We start from the raw sequence: 18,396 nt of genomic DNA on the forward strand, positions 1-18,396 counted from the left end.
GGCGAATGTCGGTTCTGATTCGATCGCAGCTCATGTTCGAATCTGATCACGGTTGGTTTCATTGGATGGATTCTTCGGGCTCTTGGCTAGCTTTACCACGACACTGGCAGTGTCCTTGGTTCAGAAGGTCTGCGAGACGATATGAGTCACCACAGCATTCACAGGACACGCGCATCGAGAGTACGACATCGAGTTTCCCCGCCTCAATGGTCTCGGCCCGACGTAGGTGTTCAAGTGTCTCCGTAATGACGGCTTCACTTCGAGACTGGAGCCGGTGAATCCGTGTATGGGCATCGGAGACGGTGAGGTCCGTCCCGCCACTGGTGTCAACACCGAGCGATTGACGCAAATGCTTGCGTACCGTTTGGTAAGTGACGAAATCCGATTCGACTTGGGAAAGATCGACTCCAACTTGTTCGAGACGTGTTCTGAGCTCTGCTCGGTCGCCAGCACTGACATCGTCGTCGGTCAGCCGTTGATAGAGGTCGCTGACATCACCGAGCGTTTCGACACCTACGTCTTGTAAGGCACTCTCCAGAATCCGTCTGTTCACAACGGTTTCGAGTTCGCGGAGGCTGGCTCCTTCGATCTGATGGGCGTGGTACAGTCGTTCGTCCAGCTCGTCGAGCTGATACTGTTCGGCGGCCCGACTGATCTTACATCCACAGGCAGTTCCAGTGCGATTCTCCATTCGTTGTACGCTCGGCATTTCTCGTGCCTAGTTTATATGGGGTAGAGTTTAAAAAATTAACTGAGAAGTATGCCCCACTAGCGGCGGAAATCTACAGACTTCTCAAAGCAATTGCGGGACTTGATCTCAAAAGACTTTCTATTCCAATGCTATTGTGGATTGAAACCTTTGAGACATATACTTCACAACTGTATGAGTGTGAAACGCTGAGTGCGATAGGCGAATTCGTTGATTGGACCACCATGGATTCGAACGAGTCGGACGATCTGGCGGACAAAGGTTGGTGAATCGCCTCGGGGTCAAGCCCCGAGGCTTCCCGTTTCTACGACGTGACTTGCAGACACACGCTGGAAATCAGCGGTATCCGTAGCGGTCACAGTCTCCACGGGCGTTGATTCGGGCCATCCCAGCCCTAGTTCAGAAAAGCCTCTCTTGAGAACGTTCATCGCCGCGTTCGCGTCTCTATCCGTTTCAAACCCACACGACGGACACGAATGCTCTCGAATCCAGATTGGTTTCGCTGTTTCCACGCCACACGACGCACATTCTTTGGTGGTTCCTCGTGCTTCGGCCTGTACGACGTGACAGCCGTACAGGTCGGCTTTGTATTCGAGCAGGGTGATGAATTGTCGCCACGCCGCATCCTGCTTGTTGCGAGCGTTATGCGACTGTTCGAGCATCCCCTTCACGTCCAAGTCCTCAACGAATACAGCGTCGTACTCTTTGACGAGCCACGTCGTGATTTTGTGCTGATAGTCCAGCACTCTGCGTCGAATCCGACGCTTGACCTTGGCGACTTTCAAGCGTTGCTTCTCGTAGTTGTTCGACTCTTTCTGCTTACGAGACAACTTCCGTTGTTCGCGTCGGAGTCGGTCGTAGTCGTCTTCGAGGTTGAGCCAGTCAACGGTCGTACCGTTCGACGTGTGGATGTAGTTCAGGATGCCGAGGTCAATTCCAACGCTATTGCTCGCATCAAGCGAGTTCACATCGTGCTTCTCGGGTAGGTCATCATCGTCGGTTTCGAGGCCGAAGGAGACGAACCACTCGCCAGTCGTTTCCTTCTTGAACGTGATCTCCTTGATGGTGGCGTGGTCAGGAATCGGGCGGTGATAGCGAATCTTCACCCAGCCGATTTTGCTGAAGCGGACGTATGCAATCCTGTCACGGTCCCTCTTTTCATCGAGGTCGAACCCGGACTGGTTGTACGTCACACTCCGATACTCGGTGGGTGCTTGCCGCTTGAGCCGACCAACGTTGTACCCCTTCTCTTTCTTCTTACGAAGATTCGAGAGGTTGCGGTGGAAGCGTGCGACGGTGGCTTGTGCGGCTTTCGAGTATGTGTCCGCGAATATCGGCCACTTTTGTTTCCACTCGGGGAGTTTGTTGTTCTGGTCGAACTCGGTTGGTTTGTCGTCTTCCGGGGCTTGTTCATAATCCCATCGGACGTGGTTGTAGAGTTGGCGATGAACGTTCAGATGATGTTCCAGCCTCTCCGCTACCTCTTGTGTTGGGTAAGCGTGGTAGCGGTGACTGTATTCCATCGCTATCCTTTGATTAGGCGTATTGTCAGTTAATGGTTTGTATCCCTAAGTGTCGGCTTCATCCCCGAGGTCAAGCCTCGGGGTATTCGCCTTGACCGCTAATAAATCCCGTGTTCCAATAGAGGATGTGGGACGGCCATCCCTTGGTAGGCTGACCGCTGTCTTGCACCCCAAGCCCCGAAGCCCCTCTCCCCCACCATGGCCCATCCCACACTCGATTTCGGGACAGCAAAGGTTCCAAGATCTATACGGATAGATGGAATCTGACTTCGAATGTTCGAAATTGGGTCGGAGCTTGGAGAACATATTTAGTCCCGGAAGATGAAAGAGAAACGTGTACTAGGTGGAGGTCATGCCCAACTGCAACCACTGCGGCAGGCACGTCTCTGAGCGGTTCGCTCGCGTGTTTGCTGACACACAGGGACGGATATTGGCTTGCCCGAACTGTTCGGCGACGGCGGGTATTGCCCAAACCGTCCGTGAGCGAATTCCGAGTGCATGATCGCAACACCGAAGAACGGAGACTCCAACATCACCCAACTCAAAAGAGATCAACAACCCCGGGTCGGGTGACCCGTGGAATCCTGCCTTGTATCTTTGAATAGATTTGGTTTACAACCCGTTCACGTCGCAGAGCCAATCTTCTGTACGTTGATTCCTCGCGAGAACTGGAAACAGGACACGCGAACCGCCTCCGGGCCGAGTGGTTCGAGACGCCGACGGTGTCTCGTCATCACGGAAGATCTGCGGTCTTCCAAACGACCCCGAGGCTCACGCCTTGATCTGTAGGGATTGAAGGCCTAGGCCAGGACAGGGGGTATTTATAGGGATTCAGTCCGGTGATATCGTAATGCGAGCCGTGTTCAAGCGTTCCCTTCGACTGACGAGAGCCGAGTTGGCAGTCCTCATTGCTGGAACGACCAGCATGGGGCTAGAGATTCTCGCGGGGAGGATTATCGCACCCCAATTCGGAAGTAGCATTTACACGTGGGGAAGCATCATCGGTGTCTTTCTGGCAGCACTGAGCCTCGGATACTATCGTGGCGGCAAAGAGGCCGAGACAAACGCTACCTACGGCCGAATAACGTCGCTGCTGCTCTTTGCCGCCGCCTATGTCGCCTTCCTCATCTTCGCTGGCGAACTGATGCTACGCGCCTCCAGTGTCGTTCCCGTCCCCGCCCGATTTGCATCACTCGTTCCAGTCACAATCCTTTTTGGGCCCCCAGTGTATATGCTCGGGTTCATCAGCCCGTACGCAGCAGAACTCTCAGAGAAACAAAACACAGGTGATGCTGCCGGGCATGTGTTTGCTCTGGGGACATTCGGGAGTATCGTTGGCGCGTTCGCGACGACCTTCTTTCTCATTCCATCACTGAGCGTCGACCTAATCGGGTTTCTGTTCGGTAGCCTCTTGATCCTCGCCGCAATTCGGGTTGCGCTTCCAACGATTCCTCGGCAGACACTGACCACGATCCTGTTCGTCTCCATACTTCTTGTCGGAGCGGTCGCCGGGAGCTCGGCCGGAGTGGTTGTCTCCGGAGACGTCGTCTCCCAAACCCAAACACCCTACCAGGAGTTGCGAGTTGTCGATAGCGATGGCGTCCGAACCCTCTATCTCGGAGGGCAGCGACACAGTGCGATGGATCTCGATCAGCCGAACGAGCACGTTTTTGACTATACCCGGTACTTCCATCTCCCTCTACTGATGCGTGAAGATATCGACCGAGTGTTGTTCATTGGTGGCGGCGGATTCACTGGTCCGAAAATCTTTGCCGAGAAGTACAACGTTACCGTCGACGTCGTTGAGATCGACCCGGTTGTCATCCAAACCGCGAAAGAGTACTTCCGTGTCCAAGAATCAGAGCAACTGAACATCTACAACGCCGATGGCCGCCAGTTCCTCCAATCGACGAACAAGACGTACGACCTGATCATCCTCGACGCCTACCAGAAGGACAAAGTCCCATTTCATCTGACAACGAAAGAGTTCATGCAGCTTGCATCCAGCAAATTAGACGAAAACGGCATCCTGTTTGCGAACGTGATTTCGGCACCTAGCGGCCCAGGCTCGGAATTCTACCGAGCGGAGTACAAGACGATGGCACAGGTGTTCCCACAGGTCTACAGTTTCCCCACGTCTCGGACGGGATTCGTCCAGAACATCGAGCTGATTGCAACCAAAAATTCTCGACGAGTATCGAAGGCTGAACTCTCGGAGCGAAACCGGCGGCGCGACATCGGCCTCAACCTCAGTCACGAAATCAGCTTCTACCGGACGGACGTGAAGACAGGCGACGTTCCAGTCCTCCGGGATGATAAGGCTCCAGTCGCCCAGTTACTCGATCCGATGCTCGGCCGTAAGTACGTCATCGAGACAAACGAAACGGCATCACCTGCGTGAGCCCAGACAGCTCTCATCCATCGGTATCGGTGCCATTCGAATTATAATAGATCAGAAGGGCAATCAGCGCACCCATGATTACGACAGTCGCAACGGAGATCACAAGTGGGTTATCGAAGAGAGAAAGAACTAGCAGCCACCCACCGACCAGTACGCCAACGAGTAGTGTGTAGACAGCATAGTGCATGTATGACTATCAACCTCTTTGAGATCCGTTTTTAATTGCCGTGTCAGATGCGAATGGTCCCGCTATCTTGTATGTATCGTTCTCCTTAACCGACCTCGAGCCAACAATGTAGCTGTTTCGCTGACCACCCACGAACACAGAGTTCGACCAATATGTGACTTCTCACATCGCCCATGTGATATCCAAACTGATTCGTAGTGGTACTCGTAGAGGTACATGTGACAGTGGTAGCTTCTCACGATATAGGTACCAACGGATGGAGATGGCGCTTTGCTTGGGATCCAGGGCAGATTGTTTTGAACGGGTTTCTGCTCGGCTTTTTCGCCGGTGCGATAACCTTACTCCCGCTTGGGATCTTGCTTGGGAGTGTGGCTCTCCTCGTCGCGGTCCTTTTGCCAATAGTGGGTGCGATTGGCGGAGTCATCGCGTGGAAACTGTCGGTTGGACACGTCAGAGACGCGTATCAAGAGGTGCTTGAACAGTTCTACGAGTCGCAAGCAACCCGAACCGGAGACGAAGACATATGGCTCACACCCCTGAAGGGGGTTGACTCTCAATACGGGCTTGAAGCGGCGGGCACGTACGATTTCACTCGTGTCCAGAAGACATCCGACGAGGTTACGATGGCCGATATCTCACTTGATTTGGCTAGTCTTGAAACGACTGAACAAGCAACGATCCTCCCTGTAGAGAGAGTGAACTCGATCTCGTATGAGGACGATACGCTCATCGTCGATGCACGGACTGGAACATGGTGTTTCGAGGGGATAGTGAAAAATCCGCAAGAAGGAGACTCACAAGCTGTCGAGACGGATACTACTGGGCTTGATCCCGAGGCGGTTGTCGGAAGCTAATACAGGTATCTGAAAAGAAGTGTTGAACAGGATTGTGAACCAGAGTGCCGTACTGGAGGTTATGATCGCAAGAGATTCGAATTAACCGAACAGGAGACAGCAGAAGTTCTCTGAAAATCTAGGTAGATCAGTTCGCAATTGTTACCTGACTACCGTTCGTGGTTTGGTTATGGCCTCGTGGCGACGCATCTGGATAATCGTGGGAGGATTGTTAATCGTCACGGCGGCGGTACTCGTAGGGGTAAATCTAGGGCTCCTGTCTACACCTTTCTCAGACGATCAGAAACGCGCTCAAGTAACGATCTCGAATGAAGACGGAACAACGCTAGCCACAGTCGATGCTCGGGTAGCCGACACACCGACGGAGCGATATCGTGGCTTGAGCGATACGGAGCGCCTCCCGAACGGAACGGGCATGCTGTTTGTGTTCGACCGTGAAGGCGAGCGCACCTTCGTAATGCGCGATATGGACTTCCCGCTCGATATCATCTTTATCGATGCTGATGGGCAAATCACACGCATCCATCACGCTTCCGTGCCCCCACCGAATACGAGCGAGGGAGAACTCACGCCCTATCGGGGCCAGGCAAAATGGGTGCTCGAAGTTCCTCGTGGATACACAGAGCAAAACAATATCACCACGGGAGATCTCGTGGAGATCACATACCGAGAGTGAACGCATGGATATGACGGTGCTCCACGGTTCGAAGTTCACGTTTGCGTATGGCCCAATCGTTGAGCCATCGAATCTATTATTTGACATCCTCCCCGCGCTAAAGCGCGAGGATTCCCGACCTCGTTGGGATATTAAGGTTCGCGGTTCACGACCTGTTCTCGTGGGGCGAAAACACCCTCACTACGGTCGAACAGGTGAACCGCTGGCTGTGCCAACCAGCCGTTATCCCTATCACCGCCATCCGTGGCGAGACTCGGGAGTACCTTTTGCCGAATATTCTCCGCGCCGTTCACGTCCGCGTTCGCAACCGAATCGCACGCCTCACAGACGTACAGGCCACGTTCAACGCGCTGATTGCCGTCGGTGTGACCGCACGCCGAACACGACTTCGACGTATCGCGTTCCGACACCAACTCCACCTCGATGCCTTCGGCTTCCGCCTTGTAGTCGAGAAGCGTCGTGAAGCGGTCGAACGCCCACCCGTGCAAGTCGAGATTGCCGTGGTCGCCCCAATTCCGAGGTTCGCCGTTTTCATCGTCCTCACGGATGCCGCCAAGGTCTCCAACGACAAGCGTCCCAACACCTCGTTCAACGCACTCCTCCACGATTGCTTTCGAGAGTGCGTGCAAGAAGTGTGTCCGACGGGCGGTTCGTTTTCGGTCGAGACGCTCCGCTTCGCGTGAAGCCGAATCGTCCGTCTCGGCATGCTTCTTGCCGAAGTAGTATTCGTCCTCTTTGAGTGCGCCACCGGGATACAACACCGATTCACCGCCGAACGAGACGGCGGCGAAGTTGCAAATCCCGAGGTCAACACCGGCCACCCCATCTCCCGGCGGTTCCGGGCCGATGGTGGTGCGACAGACGAACTGTAGCCGCCACTCGTCGCGTTTGTAGACGGCGCGAACCTGTTGAATGTCCCACTCAGAGAGGTCAACATCCGGGCGAGTCTGGTACTCACAGAGGATGAAGTCCGAACGGTGTTCTTTGAGGTTGCGGCCTTTCGAGAGGCGGACACGGGTGAACTGTGCGTCGTGCTTGAAGCCAGCCGCTTTGAACGACACGGTTGAACGCGGGTGGGAGTCTCCGTGTTTACGGTAGCCGGGCGGGCGGGCACGGTCATCGCCGTTCCGACGCTTGCCGAACCAGCCGTTGAACGCTTCAGCGAGTTCTTCGAGAACGCGCTGACTGGATTGAGAATGTAAGTCCGTGTAGCGTTCGTGGCCTTTGAGTTCGGCTTTGAGTTCCCCGTCATCGGGAATCTCGCCCGTTTCGTCCCACTGTTCTTGTGTGTAGTAGCGACCGACGTTCCAGAGTTTTGAGGCGGCCCATCCGAGTTGGTTGAGATCGTCACAAACCTGTTGCTGGTTCGTGATGGTGGCCTCGAAGGTTCGGATGGTTCGGCTAATTTCTGGCTTCATAACTGGTTATGGACGCCGTTCTCTTAATAGTGTCGGTTAGCGTGGAATATCCGGCCTTGCCATCGACGGTGGATTGTGTAGGAGTTGTCGGCTGTATCCCCGCCCTGAACAGTAGTTGCCGAATCAAATCGACGGTGGAGGAGAAGCGATCACTCCGTTAGGTCAGCTGGGGTTGGGCTGGTACAGAGACTCACGAACCAGAATCGAAGACCGAAGGACCGCCGCCGCTCGGCGGCGGACCTGAGCTGCCACTTACCACGGACGTTCTGACCGGTTGTCCCGGTCGGAGTGACCCAGCCGCTAGCCGTAGTCTGTCGAGAGGACGAACGTGCGGAAGATTCGCGTCGATATCGGTGGCTTCGTTGATTTTCTACCAGTTGAGACGAGAACGTTCGCTAACACCCACAGATTGTACAGCGCGACGGCGAACAGAAAGTAGAACAACCGCACCGAGAACGTCGGCGAGGACGTTCTCGGAAGGAAGTCGCCGATCTGGCGATACGAAGTTTCGATCCCCCAGCGGCGGCGGAACGCCGCCGCGTACGCCCTGGCCGTCTCATTCTCCACGTTAAGGTTCGTCACGAACCAGACGTGCTCATCCTCGCTCGTTCGGTGTGGGACCGCGAACACGGTGACATCAACCGCCGCGGTCGGTGGGCGTTTTCGCTGCATCTGGTACGCATCCACGACCGTCTCAGCGCCGGCGCTGAGACGGGCTTTCATTCCCGTACTCGGCCGTGCACGCACGATGTAGTCGATTTCTAGCCGTTCCAGCTCCGCGACAACATAAACCTGATAGAAGCCTCGATCCAGGTAGACGTGTCTGATCGGCACGTACTGGCGTGCTTCGACGATGAGTGAGCGAACGGCTTCCTGCTTCGCACGGAAGCCGTTCGCATCCATCGGGAGGACAGCGAGAGTAAATCGAACGCTGGGAGCGACGATACAGAGCGTCGCAAAGCAGTACGCTCGGTTCGTTCCGCGGTCAGGGTAAGTGATGAGGACGTGGTCGGTGTCGGCTGCGCCGTAGAACCGCCACTCGTGAAGATCGATCGCCACATCAACATGGTCAGGAAGCAGTCGTTGTGCCCGAAGGACCTGAAAGAGGCGGTTGCGGACGCCATCGAACTGGGCGTCGATGGCGTCCGCATCAAGGTGACGAAGGTGGTAGAGCAGGGATTTCGCGAGTGGATTCCGAGCCGTCGACGTGATGTCGACCGGCTCGGACCGACCGAGTTGAACGGTCTTCCCACCTGTATTCGCGAACTCGTGGTCGAAGGCGATCCGAGAGAGGACGTGCTCGAAGTCCGCTCTCGTGTAGGTTCCACATGGTTTGACGCCAAACTCTAGCGCCGGGTAAATGAGCGTTGAGGCGGCACGGCAGACCTGTTTTGCTTCGGTTGTGTCGACCATACCGACGACTACGAATCGAGTCGTCAGTTAAGTTCGGCAACTACTGTTTAGGGCGGGGTTTTAGCCTTGCAACTTCCATAATTCGTCTCTGTAGGTTGTTCTATGGATCGGAGACGGTTCCTAGCGACATCAGTAGCATTCGCCACAGTATCGATTGCCGGCTGTACGGGCGGTAACGGAAATAACGAGGGAACTGAACCGGGAGACGGTGGACAAAACGAGAACGGAGGTTCCGAAGCCGACGCGACAGTTACGGCGGTCGACGTGACGTTCGATCCAATTCGACTAGAAGTCGAACCTGGCACAACCGTCGAATGGGTGAACGAGGATGATTTCGCCCACGACGTGACGAGCGAGCAATTCCACGACGCAGCGGCTGACTGGGACGTCGCAAAGGATCTACCAGCGGGTGCTACAGTCTCGAACACGTTCGATTCGGAGGGGATCTACGAGTATTACTGTACAATCCATGGCCAATCCAATCAGTGCGGGGTCGTCCTTGTCGGAGACGTCTCGTTGGATGCAAGCCTCCCGTGTGAGTAACTGGCAAGTACAGCTCACGTAATCGAACCCACGGGTCTTCCAAGACCCATTCTGTACGGATGGGAAGCCAGCCGAGACGAATTGTGGTATACCGTAGCACTATTTATTTCCGTTACCAGCGACTCTTCGCTCCTATGAGTCCCACCAACGCGAAATACAGAGACAGATACATCGGGTATCTGGATCAGTATTCGGAGTACGCACTGCCCGTGATGCGTATCAGCCTCGGTGCAGTCATCTTCCTCGCCGGCGCGCACAAGCTCGTCGCCCCCGACGCATGGACCAAGTATGCCGCCCCTTGGGTCACGGCGCTCTGGCCCGAATCGATCGTATCGTTCGAACTCGTGATGATGGCCAACGGCGTGTTCGAACTCCTGTTCGGCGTTGCACTCATCGCCGGCTTCTACATGACGATCGTCGCGGGTGTTATTACGCTCTCGTTGCTTGCGGTGGTGTTCGACCTAGTGACGGGGGTGATACTGACTGGGAAATTCGTCGACATCCTCATCAGGGATCCTGGCTTGGTCGCGCTCGCACTCGGGGTGACGCTCCTGTCCGCCCAGCGGTCCGATTGCACTCGCTGATGGTCACGGGTGAAAACAGGGCTTATTCGGCGGAAGACCAAAAATCCAGATCGAATCATGGCACAGGCCGATCTTCCTGAGACTGCTCCGCCACGAAATGAACTTGACGGACTTTTTTCAGTGTACGAGATTCGAATCCGCGAGGGTCAGCTCCGCTACTACGGTGAGCCGCTCGCCTCCAGGCAACAGATCCTCGAGTCGTTCTGGCCGGTGTTTCGTGATCGGGGCTACGAGGTCTCACTCACCACCGAGCTGGGCGAGCACGCCCTCGTCGCGGAGCCACGACAGACAGAATCCAGCGGACTTCCCTGGGTCAATATCCTGTTGGCCGTTGCGACCGTCGGAACGACACTCTTTGCTGGAGCACAGTGGTACCACATTTCGATTGCGAGTTCACCGTTGAATGTCATCGATGCGTGACCGTTCGCAGCCGCAATCATGGGCGTCCTCGGCATCCACGAACTCGGTCACTACGCCATGAGTCGCTACTACGATGTCAACGCGACCCTTCCCTACTTCATTCCGATTCCGACGTTCATCGGAACGCTCGGCGCCGTGATCCGGATGCAGGGGCAGATGCCGAGTCGGAAGGTGCTCTTCGATATCGGCATCGCTGGGCCACTCGCCGGGCTCATAGCGACCGTCATTGTCTCCGTTATTGGCCTCTTGTTAGCACCGATAACGGTTCCGGAACACGCGGCGACCTCGGCCAACGCGATACAGATCCGTCTCGGATTTCCGCCGTTGTTGCAGTTCATCGCGTGGGCACCCGGACAACCGCTCCGCTACACCGACCCGAAGAAAGCGGTCAATCCAGTCGTAATCGGCGGCTGGGTCGAGATGTTCGTGACGTTCCTAAACCTCCTCCCAGTCGGGCAACTCGACGGGGGCCATATCCTTCGTGCTGTACTTGGTGACAGTCACGAGACGGTTGCGAAGGCCGTCCCGTTCGCGCTCTTTGGTCTCGCGGGATATCTCTTCGTTACTCGAGGCGATGGGAACGCCGTTGGACTGTGGGCATTCTGGGGGCGTTCACGCTCGTGTTTGTGAGGGCGGGGTCTGCGACTCCGATTCTGGAACGAGAACTCGGAACAGGGCGGAAGATACTCGCGATCACCACATTCGTCCTCGGGATACTCGCTTTTACGCCGGTCCCGATCCAGATCGTCTCCTGATACGGTCGTGCGTAATTCGTTTTCGGTTCACGGATCAAGGTCCGTCCCATCGGTCTTGACACGCCGGTTTTCCGACGATCGCTAGAGATAGTTACGCACGACCCTATGAGACAACCTGCGTCTCATTACTCGAACTGATTAGCAACTCGGACAACTCACGGACGCCATTCACCGTTCGAATTTCAGTTCCTTTTCGTACGATGCAGATAACCGAATAAGCGGATTTTTTGAACAGGAGAGCAACGATCGAGTATGGATCTGCGAGTCAAACACCGCGTCCCGGAAGTCGCGGGAATTCTGACAGTTGTCTCGCTTGCCCTCGTGTTTGGTGCGGCACTCGGGACGATTCCGAAAACACTCCTCCCACAAGCTCCGTCGTGGGTTCTCAACGCGATCCCACTCGTTAACGCGATCATCAGTGGGCTCGCAATTCTGATCATCGGGGCCGGTTGGTATTGGATCCGTGCCGGACAAATCAAACGACATCGGGCAGCGATGCTTAGCGGAGTCATGCTATTCGCGACATTTCTGATTCTCTATCTCTACAAAGTGGCATTACAAGGGCCAACGCCCTTCGCGGGCCCAGAGGTCATACGTCAGTTCGTCTATTTGCCGCTCCTCTCCATCCACATCTTGCTCGCTATCATCTGTGTTCCGTTACTATACTATGTCCTTCTGCTGGCGGTCACTCGACCAATCCACGAGATACCACAGACACGTCATCCGAGGATAGGACGGATCGCCGCTTCGCTGTGGCTCGTCTCGTTCGCCCTCGGCCTCATCGTTTATTTACTTCTCTATGTGGTATATTGAGAGGCACAATAGGTAGTGAGTCACCCCGGTCGACACGTCTATACCGTTCGCAGATGAGTCCCGAACCGGTGAACGGATGTCCGACACCTCACACCACCGACTTGCTGAGTGGGCTGCCCTCCTCGATGAGGAACTTCCGGAAGAATACGCTGTGAATGACGAAAAGAAATACTGTCCGACTCGGTCGGGATGATCGAAATCCCAGTCCCGGAACGTTGAAGCCCTCGCATTAACCACTTCAGATAAGTTATGGCAATGAGTAGCGAGCGGATCGCCCCCGAACGAGCGTGGCTCGGCGCGTCCATCGTTGGTCTCGTCGTCCTTATCGGGGGGTCACTCGCGTTTCCCCGATGGGTGTATGACCGATTTATCTGGCAGTATTTCTGGGGCCCAGTCTATGCAGACGCGCAGAGCGCACAATGTGCCGTCTCAGACGGCGGCAGCGTGAGATTGCTGAACAGCGCCGATGCGTGCCAAACAGCAATCGAACAGGGAGCTGTGGTCGCCGAGCCTGGATACACAGTCGTCTCCGAGATCGGCTACATGGTCATTCTCCTGTTCATGCTGGTGGGCGTCCTATTCCTGCTTCGGCGACTCGATGTCGGTCGAGACAGGGAACTCTTTTTCGCACTCATTCCGTTCATGTTCTTCGGTGGTGTACTCCGCGTCGTTGAGGATGCCAACGATGCCGTTCCGTCCGGATTCGACCCCCTCATCGCGTATCCTTTGAACACCCTCATTATCAGTCCGATTATCTACTTCACGATGTTCGTGATCGTGCTCGTGGCACTCGTCGGGAGTGTCGTCCCTGCCCGACGAGAGTGGGTCGACAGCTATCGGTCGCCGTTGACTGCCATCGGGACGATAGTGCTAGGCGCGACGATTGTCTATCTTCTCTGGCTCGCAATAGCGACGGAGTACGTCCAGCTCTATCCGCAGATTACGCTCATCACACTCCTCGTGGCTACAATTACGACAGGTGGGATCTGGATCGGGCTCCAACGATACGCGCCGACAGTCAACCATGGAACCGGTTATATTGGTCTGGCCGTGCTCTGGGGCCACGCCGTCGACGGGGCCGCGAACGTCATTCTCACCAATTGGGCAACGGCACTGGGCCTTCCTTCGAATTACTTTCCCAAGCACCCAGTGAACCGAGCCGTTATTGACATCACGGGTCAGCTCCTCCCACCATCGATTACGTCGGTTATCGGAACATCCTGGCCATTCTTGCTCATCAAGCTCATCGCGGCAGTCGGCGTCATCTGGATCTTCGACGAAGCTATCTTCGAAGAAAGCCCGCGATATGCAGTTCTGCTGTTGATCGCGATCCTCGCAGTCGGATTAGGTCCTGGTACTCGAGATATGGTCCGGGCCACATTTGGGATCTGAATTACGGTGATCTAACCGATGTGAGGATCATGAGCCAGTATCAGTGTTAATGGAAATACGAATCTCGTCGCCGTCTTTGAGTACATACTCACCGGGAACGATCCGCTGGCCGTTGGCTTCGTACGTGAGCGTCGTGTTTTGATCGGCCTCGCGGTAGGTCGTTCCATCGTATACCACACGTTCCTCGCTGATCTCAACCCCAACGGCGTTCATCGCCTGTTCGAGAGAGACATCTGCAGTCTCAACGTGCCACTGCAGACTATCTCCGTGGAAATGGAAGACTGCCGAGCCTTGCTGTTGTGCAGTGGGAACACGCTCTCCATCGATGATCATGGTGATCGTACCGTGGATATGGGTGGGGCCTGCCTGCTGTCCTTGGTCGCTAAATACAGTGAGATACGTGACGAATATCCCGGCCACGAGAATGATCCCGACCAATACGACTGGCCCTGGCTCAAGATCTATACTCGAGTCTTCGTTTTGGTGCTGTTCGACACGGCGCCGATCAATCCGGCCGAGGTCGTCACTGTGTTCGTCGCCGAGATGAGTGAGATATGCGTCCTCATCCCCGAACGATGCTCCGCAGTAGTCGCATTCGGGCATGCTGCTACTGGGACGGTATACACCCCGTCGTCATAAGATTCCGGTCAAACAGTGATACGATTCAACCTCCTTCATAACGAACACATTGTATAGGGTTCGTTCGATGGGTAGTCATCCGTGTTCGGTTAACACTGCCAGTAATATTCTTAGGTCGGTCGCAACTCCGAACGACTGCTGATGAGCCCGAATTCGGCCTTTCGAACCAGCTGAGCCAATCCTTGAATCCCTGGGATTCAACACTTGCGGCCTTAACCGAACACGAATGGATGGGTAGTAGATCTCGACGAGAGTGGGCGTTCTGGGTTCATTCACGTGCCTCGTGGTCTGCTGGGTGGGTGTTATCAATGAAAATCACGATCTCCTCATCCCAGAGTTTGAAATCGTGTTGGTAAACGGTATATCCCGGTAAATTAGGTGCGAGCGCTTCCTGATCCCAGCTGTACGCAATGACGATAGGGGGTGCGTCCTCGCGTAATTCGGTTGGATTCATTTCAGGGCTTGTACTCATCACGGTCGCGTTGACCCGTTCGAGATACCACGGGAGCGGAAGTCGACTGTGCCAGTTGGGCCCGCCCGGCGGCGGTTGCCGAAGGCTGCTCTCATTACTGACGTAGAACAAGACTTCGTCTTCATTGGTCGGATTTCTGGTCCCGTAGAAGAGTACGTCGGTCCCATCGTGCGCTGCTGAGATGACCATCATGTTCTGGAGTGTGGGTTTCATTTCGTTGCTCGGTTGTGCCCACTGCAATACCTCTTTGTTCGTCTCGGAAGAGCTGTTGAGATACGCGACGTCCACTGCAGGAACGGCGATACCACCGACAACGACCAACACCAAGAGGACGGTGAGACTACTATCGAGACTATTTCCGCTCACAATAGCCCGTCGCGCTCGTCGGTACAACAGCCCTGCACCGACCGCCGCAGGTATCGCCAGCGGGACAATCGCGTTAATAGTCGTCCACGGCGCTTTGATGTCGGTTGCGAGGGGGTATCCGAGGATGCTGGCGAACCCCCAATAGCCAGCGAATGCAACGAATTCCCGTGGAGTCTCCGCAGCATATCGATTCGCAAGAAATCCCGCGACAGCGAGGAGACCTAATGGTGCAGCACCGAACGCAAGCGTTTCGAGGAAGTCACCCAGATACGGCAGATACGCGTTCCCCTCGCCACTGATCCACGTCGTGTAAATCTTGTCCCAGGTTCCGATCGTGGCGGTTTCGATGACTGCCGGGAATAATGTCGGTCGAGTAAATGCTCTCCAAACTCCCGGACGGGGAGCATAAAAGAACATGACGAGTACTACGAACAATCCTGTCGACCCGATACTATGGATTCCCCATCCTCTGACTCCGTGAACAATTCGAGCAACGTGCTCGCTAAGAATCGCCTGCCAATCACGGTCTCGATACCGGGCCATGACCAGCCGATAATCGAGAAGTAACCCAATCGCTCCGAGCCAGACAATCGGGAATAGCAGCGCGTTTTCCTTGGTCGTAAATCCTAGTCCGAACACCCCCGCGCTGGCATACAGATATCTCGGCTTTCGAGTATCGTAGAGTCGCACCCCGAATCCAATGGTGAAGAGCATGAAGGTTGCGAGGAGAACGTCGTTGCGCATGAATCGAGAGTAGTACAAGAGAAGTGGATTGGCTGCCAGCAATAGCGCTAGTGCGACGAGTTCAGAATCCCGCAGGTGTTCGCGAAACAACCATGCGGCAGCTGGGAGCAGGCCGCCGACAAGTGCGACGACGAGCCGGGCGCTAAAATCACTCGGGCCGATCAGCGTGAATACCTGACTATTGACCAGGGGCAGGAACGGACCGTGGATGATCGGTCGGTACTCAAAAACACCACTCTCCATGTACCGGAGCGTCCAGTAACCGACCCGACCCTCATCCCAATGAAAGACTCGTTGTCCAAGTCCGACAAGACGGGCGACCAGTGCACCGGCGGTGATCGCTACCACGGCAATCAGAGTCCTCGGTACGCGCCGCTCGGGTATGAGGCGGCCGTCACTCCAATCCATTACCGAATACAGAATCTTCTACCGGAATAGAGATATCGACTTCGACACGGCTACTGCACGATACGGCCGAGAGAGTTGCTACACCTACAGGAGGAACAACGCTATGCACGAATCCAGCGGACACCGGCAAACAAGAGGAGAATCACGTGACCTGAAAATAGAGCGCAGTAAATAACACTGCATTGTAAACTCCATGTATCACCGCCGGAATCACGAGATTTTCCGCGTATTCATATACGGCACCGAGAACGAGTGCGAGGACGAACACGACGGCCATGTATGTGAGTTGGCCGTCTCCACTAAGGGCTGCTGCGTGGCTCACAGCGAAAATCGCACTCGCAATGACGATCGCACTCCACGGTCGAAAGGCTCGTCGAAGGGTTCCTTGCACGAGTCCCCGGAAAAGGAGTTCCTCACCGGGGCCAACGAACAGCAAAGAGAACGGGACCAACAGTAAGAGCACTTCCGGATTTTGTGCTCCGATTTGTGCGACCTGATTCTCCGCGACGGGGACACCGAGCGTCGAAATGACGAGATTCAATGCACCGTAGAGGATGAAAAAGCCGACGAGTCCCCCGACAGTCCAGCCAGCGTCTCGGACGGTCGGGCGGCGAAGTGCAAGGAAACCAAAACCGAGGCCACTCAGTTTGAGATAGCCAATCGCTAGAAGACCAAATGTGACTCCCTGTAACATCACCGTCGAAATGACGAGGAGGACTGCTGGCGAGTTCATCACATCGACACCTGCGACGATGAGTACCTGGGCTGTGAGAAAAACAACGATTGCTCCAACAGTGAACCCGCTCACGGCTAACGCAATGGCCGTAAGTAGGCTCCGGCCTCGTTGCCGTAGCTCCGTATCCATGACCTCGGGGTTTGAGTTAGCGACGCTTGTACCTTCCTGTCTGTCGATTCGGGTTCCCAGCGGCGTTGGTGTACGCAGGGTGCGAGTCGGCTCGGGGGGCAGCCGCGAGGCATGCTCCTTGAACCGCTGTAAATCGAAGCCGAGGAAGAGCACACATCCGAGCTAAGCGTACCGTCGGGGAAAGAGATCACCTGAGCAGATGTCGGGTCTCTGACACGAGATTACGAGATTCGATGATTCATCGAGAAGAGCCGCTCCCGGACGATGTCGTCGACGAGTCCGATGGCCTCGTCTGCACGCGCAGGAGACACCTCGCCGCCGTATACAGCGAGCTCATAGATAGCGAGTATCCGCTGCAGTCGGTCGTCTTCCCGTCCGGTAGTCCGAAGCATTCGTATGTATTCTCGCCTCGTCTCTCCCGACCGACGCGCTCGATATTGACGAGCCAGTACCTGTTCCAGACGATCGAAAGCCCGTTCGACATCCGCCTGAGGAGAATCTGTCGAAGCTTGCCACCCGAGTTCGACGAATTCATAGCCTCGTCGTAGCAGGCTAAATCGGTTGATTCCGAGAGCAGCACCGATGACGCCCGCGACAATTGCTACTTGATCAGTATCTGAAAAGTTGGTGAATAGTGAACGCCGGCTAACCCCTGTCGTCTCTTGGCCGTTCTGCCGGAGGGCACCCGCTCCTATCGTTGTCATCTCGGGGTCCGACGCGACCGCTCCCCGTTGTTCGTCGACCTGCGTCAGATTGGTATCAGAATCATTCCCCGACGCTGGGGAATCGATATCTGGTGCCTGTGACGCTCCAGTTTCTGCCGTGGTCGTATTGTTCTGTGAGGACGACACCGTCGACAGTGAGGGCGTAGTCGTAGGTCGTGTTCGACTCGTGTCGATACCGTCCGTATTCGCGGCTCGAGCGTCTTCGAGCTGCTGCTGTCGAGCTGCCTGCCGTGGCCCGCTCGGTGTCGGGTCAAAGGATACCCAGCCAATCTCCGGGAAGAACACCTCGACCCAGGCGTGGGAATTGAATCCTCGAATCACCCACTGGTTGTCAGCGACCGATTGCCCAGTCGTGTATCCCACCGTGAATCGGGCTGGAATACCGAGTGTCCGAAGCATGGTCGCCATAGCAGTCGCGTAATAGACGCAATAGCCTCGTTCCATCTCGAAAATGAATCTGTCTGCGATATTGCCGTCGGGGCGTGTGAT

The 18,396-nt window shown here is 55.5% G+C and carries 17 protein-coding genes and 1 pseudogene; 10 read left to right on the forward strand and 8 right to left on the reverse strand.

The window, feature by feature from the left end; genetic code table 11:
* Window positions 1-58: 58 nt before the first annotated feature.
* A complete protein-coding gene (rdfA, locus tag EGH21_RS17595; RefSeq protein ID WP_147374896.1) occupies window positions 59-691 on the reverse strand; it encodes a rod-determining factor RdfA in 633 nt (210 codons plus the stop codon).
* A 299-nt stretch (window positions 692-990) separates the two neighbouring features.
* Window positions 991-2,232: an RNA-guided endonuclease InsQ/TnpB family protein gene (locus EGH21_RS17600; protein ID WP_119712985.1), complete on the reverse strand. Its 1,242-nt coding sequence runs from the start codon at window positions 2,230-2,232 to the stop codon at window positions 991-993.
* Between the two features lie 352 nt (window positions 2,233-2,584).
* Here EGH21_RS17600 and EGH21_RS24755 point away from each other — a divergent pair, with 352 nt between their 5' ends.
* The 4 genes from EGH21_RS24755 to EGH21_RS17615 all read left to right on the forward strand — a co-directional run bounded on the left by EGH21_RS24755 (window position 2,585) and on the right by EGH21_RS17615 (window position 6,350).
* Complete coding sequence (locus EGH21_RS24755; protein WP_425433313.1) at window positions 2,585-2,734, forward strand: DUF7563 family protein; 150 nt, start codon at window positions 2,585-2,587, stop codon at window positions 2,732-2,734.
* Between the two features lie 348 nt (window positions 2,735-3,082).
* Window positions 3,083-4,633 (forward strand): spermidine synthase, encoded by a 1,551-nt coding sequence (locus EGH21_RS17605; RefSeq protein WP_119712986.1) that lies wholly within the window; start codon window positions 3,083-3,085, stop codon window positions 4,631-4,633.
* Window positions 4,634-5,017: 384 nt separating this feature from the next.
* Window positions 5,018-5,674, forward strand: a complete 657-nt coding sequence (locus tag EGH21_RS17610; RefSeq protein WP_220619767.1) for a hypothetical protein — start codon at window positions 5,018-5,020, stop codon at window positions 5,672-5,674.
* A gap of 169 nt (window positions 5,675-5,843) precedes the next feature.
* On the forward strand, window positions 5,844-6,350 hold the full coding sequence (locus tag EGH21_RS17615; protein WP_220619768.1) for a DUF192 domain-containing protein: 507 nt from the start codon (window positions 5,844-5,846) through the stop codon (window positions 6,348-6,350).
* 131 nt (window positions 6,351-6,481) lie between these two features.
* Here EGH21_RS17615 and EGH21_RS17620 read toward each other — a convergent pair whose 3' ends face one another.
* The gene (locus EGH21_RS17620; protein ID WP_425433315.1) at window positions 6,482-7,756 is read right to left on the reverse strand and encodes an RNA-guided endonuclease InsQ/TnpB family protein; all 1,275 of its coding nucleotides are present in this window, start codon (window positions 7,754-7,756) and stop codon (window positions 6,482-6,484) included.
* A 312-nt stretch (window positions 7,757-8,068) separates the two neighbouring features.
* Window positions 8,069-8,827, reverse strand: coding sequence for a transposase (locus EGH21_RS24140; RefSeq protein ID WP_328765699.1), 759 nt, complete (start codon window positions 8,825-8,827; stop codon window positions 8,069-8,071).
* A 6-nt stretch (window positions 8,828-8,833) separates the two neighbouring features.
* Here EGH21_RS24140 and EGH21_RS24145 point away from each other — a divergent pair, with 6 nt between their 5' ends.
* The 6 genes and pseudogenes from EGH21_RS24145 (at window position 8,834) to EGH21_RS17650 (ending at window position 13,688) form a co-directional block, all read left to right on the forward strand.
* Window positions 8,834-9,118: a hypothetical protein gene (locus EGH21_RS24145; RefSeq protein WP_236035635.1), complete on the forward strand. Its 285-nt coding sequence runs from the start codon at window positions 8,834-8,836 to the stop codon at window positions 9,116-9,118.
* A gap of 165 nt (window positions 9,119-9,283) precedes the next feature.
* Entirely contained in the window at window positions 9,284-9,724 is a 441-nt protein-coding gene (locus EGH21_RS17630) for a cupredoxin domain-containing protein (protein WP_220619771.1), read from the forward strand.
* Between the two features lie 134 nt (window positions 9,725-9,858).
* Window positions 9,859-10,308 (forward strand): DoxX family membrane protein, encoded by a 450-nt coding sequence (locus tag EGH21_RS17635; RefSeq protein WP_220619772.1) that lies wholly within the window; start codon window positions 9,859-9,861, stop codon window positions 10,306-10,308.
* Between the two features lie 57 nt (window positions 10,309-10,365).
* A pseudogene (locus tag EGH21_RS17640) lies at window positions 10,366-11,483 on the forward strand (site-2 protease family protein).
* 321 nt (window positions 11,484-11,804) lie between these two features.
* Window positions 11,805-12,296: a DUF420 domain-containing protein gene (locus tag EGH21_RS17645; protein ID WP_425433316.1), complete on the forward strand. Its 492-nt coding sequence runs from the start codon at window positions 11,805-11,807 to the stop codon at window positions 12,294-12,296.
* A gap of 249 nt (window positions 12,297-12,545) precedes the next feature.
* The gene (locus EGH21_RS17650) at window positions 12,546-13,688 is read left to right on the forward strand and encodes a DUF63 family protein (protein WP_119712993.1); all 1,143 of its coding nucleotides are present in this window, start codon (window positions 12,546-12,548) and stop codon (window positions 13,686-13,688) included.
* Between the two features lie 27 nt (window positions 13,689-13,715).
* Here the strand turns inward: EGH21_RS17650 and EGH21_RS17655 are convergent, their stop codons facing one another.
* The 4 genes from EGH21_RS17655 to EGH21_RS17670 all read right to left on the reverse strand — a co-directional run.
* Window positions 13,716-14,291 carry a hypothetical protein gene (locus tag EGH21_RS17655; RefSeq protein WP_119712994.1) on the reverse strand — a complete coding sequence of 192 codons (576 nt, stop codon included), beginning with the start codon at window positions 14,289-14,291 and terminating at the stop codon, window positions 13,716-13,718.
* Window positions 14,292-14,595: 304 nt separating this feature from the next.
* On the reverse strand, window positions 14,596-16,317 hold the full coding sequence (locus tag EGH21_RS17660) for a flippase activity-associated protein Agl23 (protein WP_220619773.1): 1,722 nt from the start codon (window positions 16,315-16,317) through the stop codon (window positions 14,596-14,598).
* A gap of 142 nt (window positions 16,318-16,459) precedes the next feature.
* The gene (locus EGH21_RS17665) at window positions 16,460-17,335 is read right to left on the reverse strand and encodes a CPBP family intramembrane glutamic endopeptidase (RefSeq protein ID WP_199708879.1); all 876 of its coding nucleotides are present in this window, start codon (window positions 17,333-17,335) and stop codon (window positions 16,460-16,462) included.
* A gap of 68 nt (window positions 17,336-17,403) precedes the next feature.
* Window positions 17,404-18,396, reverse strand: a 993-nt coding sequence (locus EGH21_RS17670; RefSeq protein ID WP_220619774.1) for a DUF4129 domain-containing transglutaminase family protein, incomplete at its 5' end; no start/stop codon positions are given.

This window comes from Haloarcula rubra, assembly GCF_019599465.1.
GTDB classification, from domain to species: Archaea; Halobacteriota; Halobacteria; order Halobacteriales; family Haloarculaceae; genus Haloarcula; species Haloarcula rubra.

Excerpts from the sequence above, each read along its gene's own strand:
- EGH21_RS17615 (WP_220619768.1), top strand. The coding sequence starts at position 5,844 with ATGGCCTCGTGGCGACGCATCTGGATAATCGTGGGAGGATTGTTAATC.
- EGH21_RS17600 (WP_119712985.1), bottom strand. The coding sequence starts at position 2,232 with ATGGAATACAGTCACCGCTACCACGCTTACCCAACACAAGAGGTAGCG.
- EGH21_RS17605 (WP_119712986.1), top strand. The coding sequence starts at position 3,083 with ATGCGAGCCGTGTTCAAGCGTTCCCTTCGACTGACGAGAGCCGAGTTG.
- EGH21_RS24755 (WP_425433313.1), top strand. The coding sequence starts at position 2,585 with ATGCCCAACTGCAACCACTGCGGCAGGCACGTCTCTGAGCGGTTCGCT.
- EGH21_RS17630 (WP_220619771.1), top strand. The coding sequence starts at position 9,284 with ATGGATCGGAGACGGTTCCTAGCGACATCAGTAGCATTCGCCACAGTA.
- EGH21_RS17635 (WP_220619772.1), top strand. The coding sequence starts at position 9,859 with ATGAGTCCCACCAACGCGAAATACAGAGACAGATACATCGGGTATCTG.
- EGH21_RS17655 (WP_119712994.1), bottom strand. The coding sequence starts at position 14,291 with ATGCCCGAATGCGACTACTGCGGAGCATCGTTCGGGGATGAGGACGCA.
- rdfA (WP_147374896.1), bottom strand. The coding sequence starts at position 691 with ATGGAGAATCGCACTGGAACTGCCTGTGGATGTAAGATCAGTCGGGCC.
- EGH21_RS17650 (WP_119712993.1), top strand. The coding sequence starts at position 12,546 with ATGGCAATGAGTAGCGAGCGGATCGCCCCCGAACGAGCGTGGCTCGGC.
- EGH21_RS24145 (WP_236035635.1), top strand. The coding sequence starts at position 8,834 with ATGGTCAGGAAGCAGTCGTTGTGCCCGAAGGACCTGAAAGAGGCGGTT.
- EGH21_RS17660 (WP_220619773.1), bottom strand. The coding sequence starts at position 16,317 with ATGGATTGGAGTGACGGCCGCCTCATACCCGAGCGGCGCGTACCGAGG.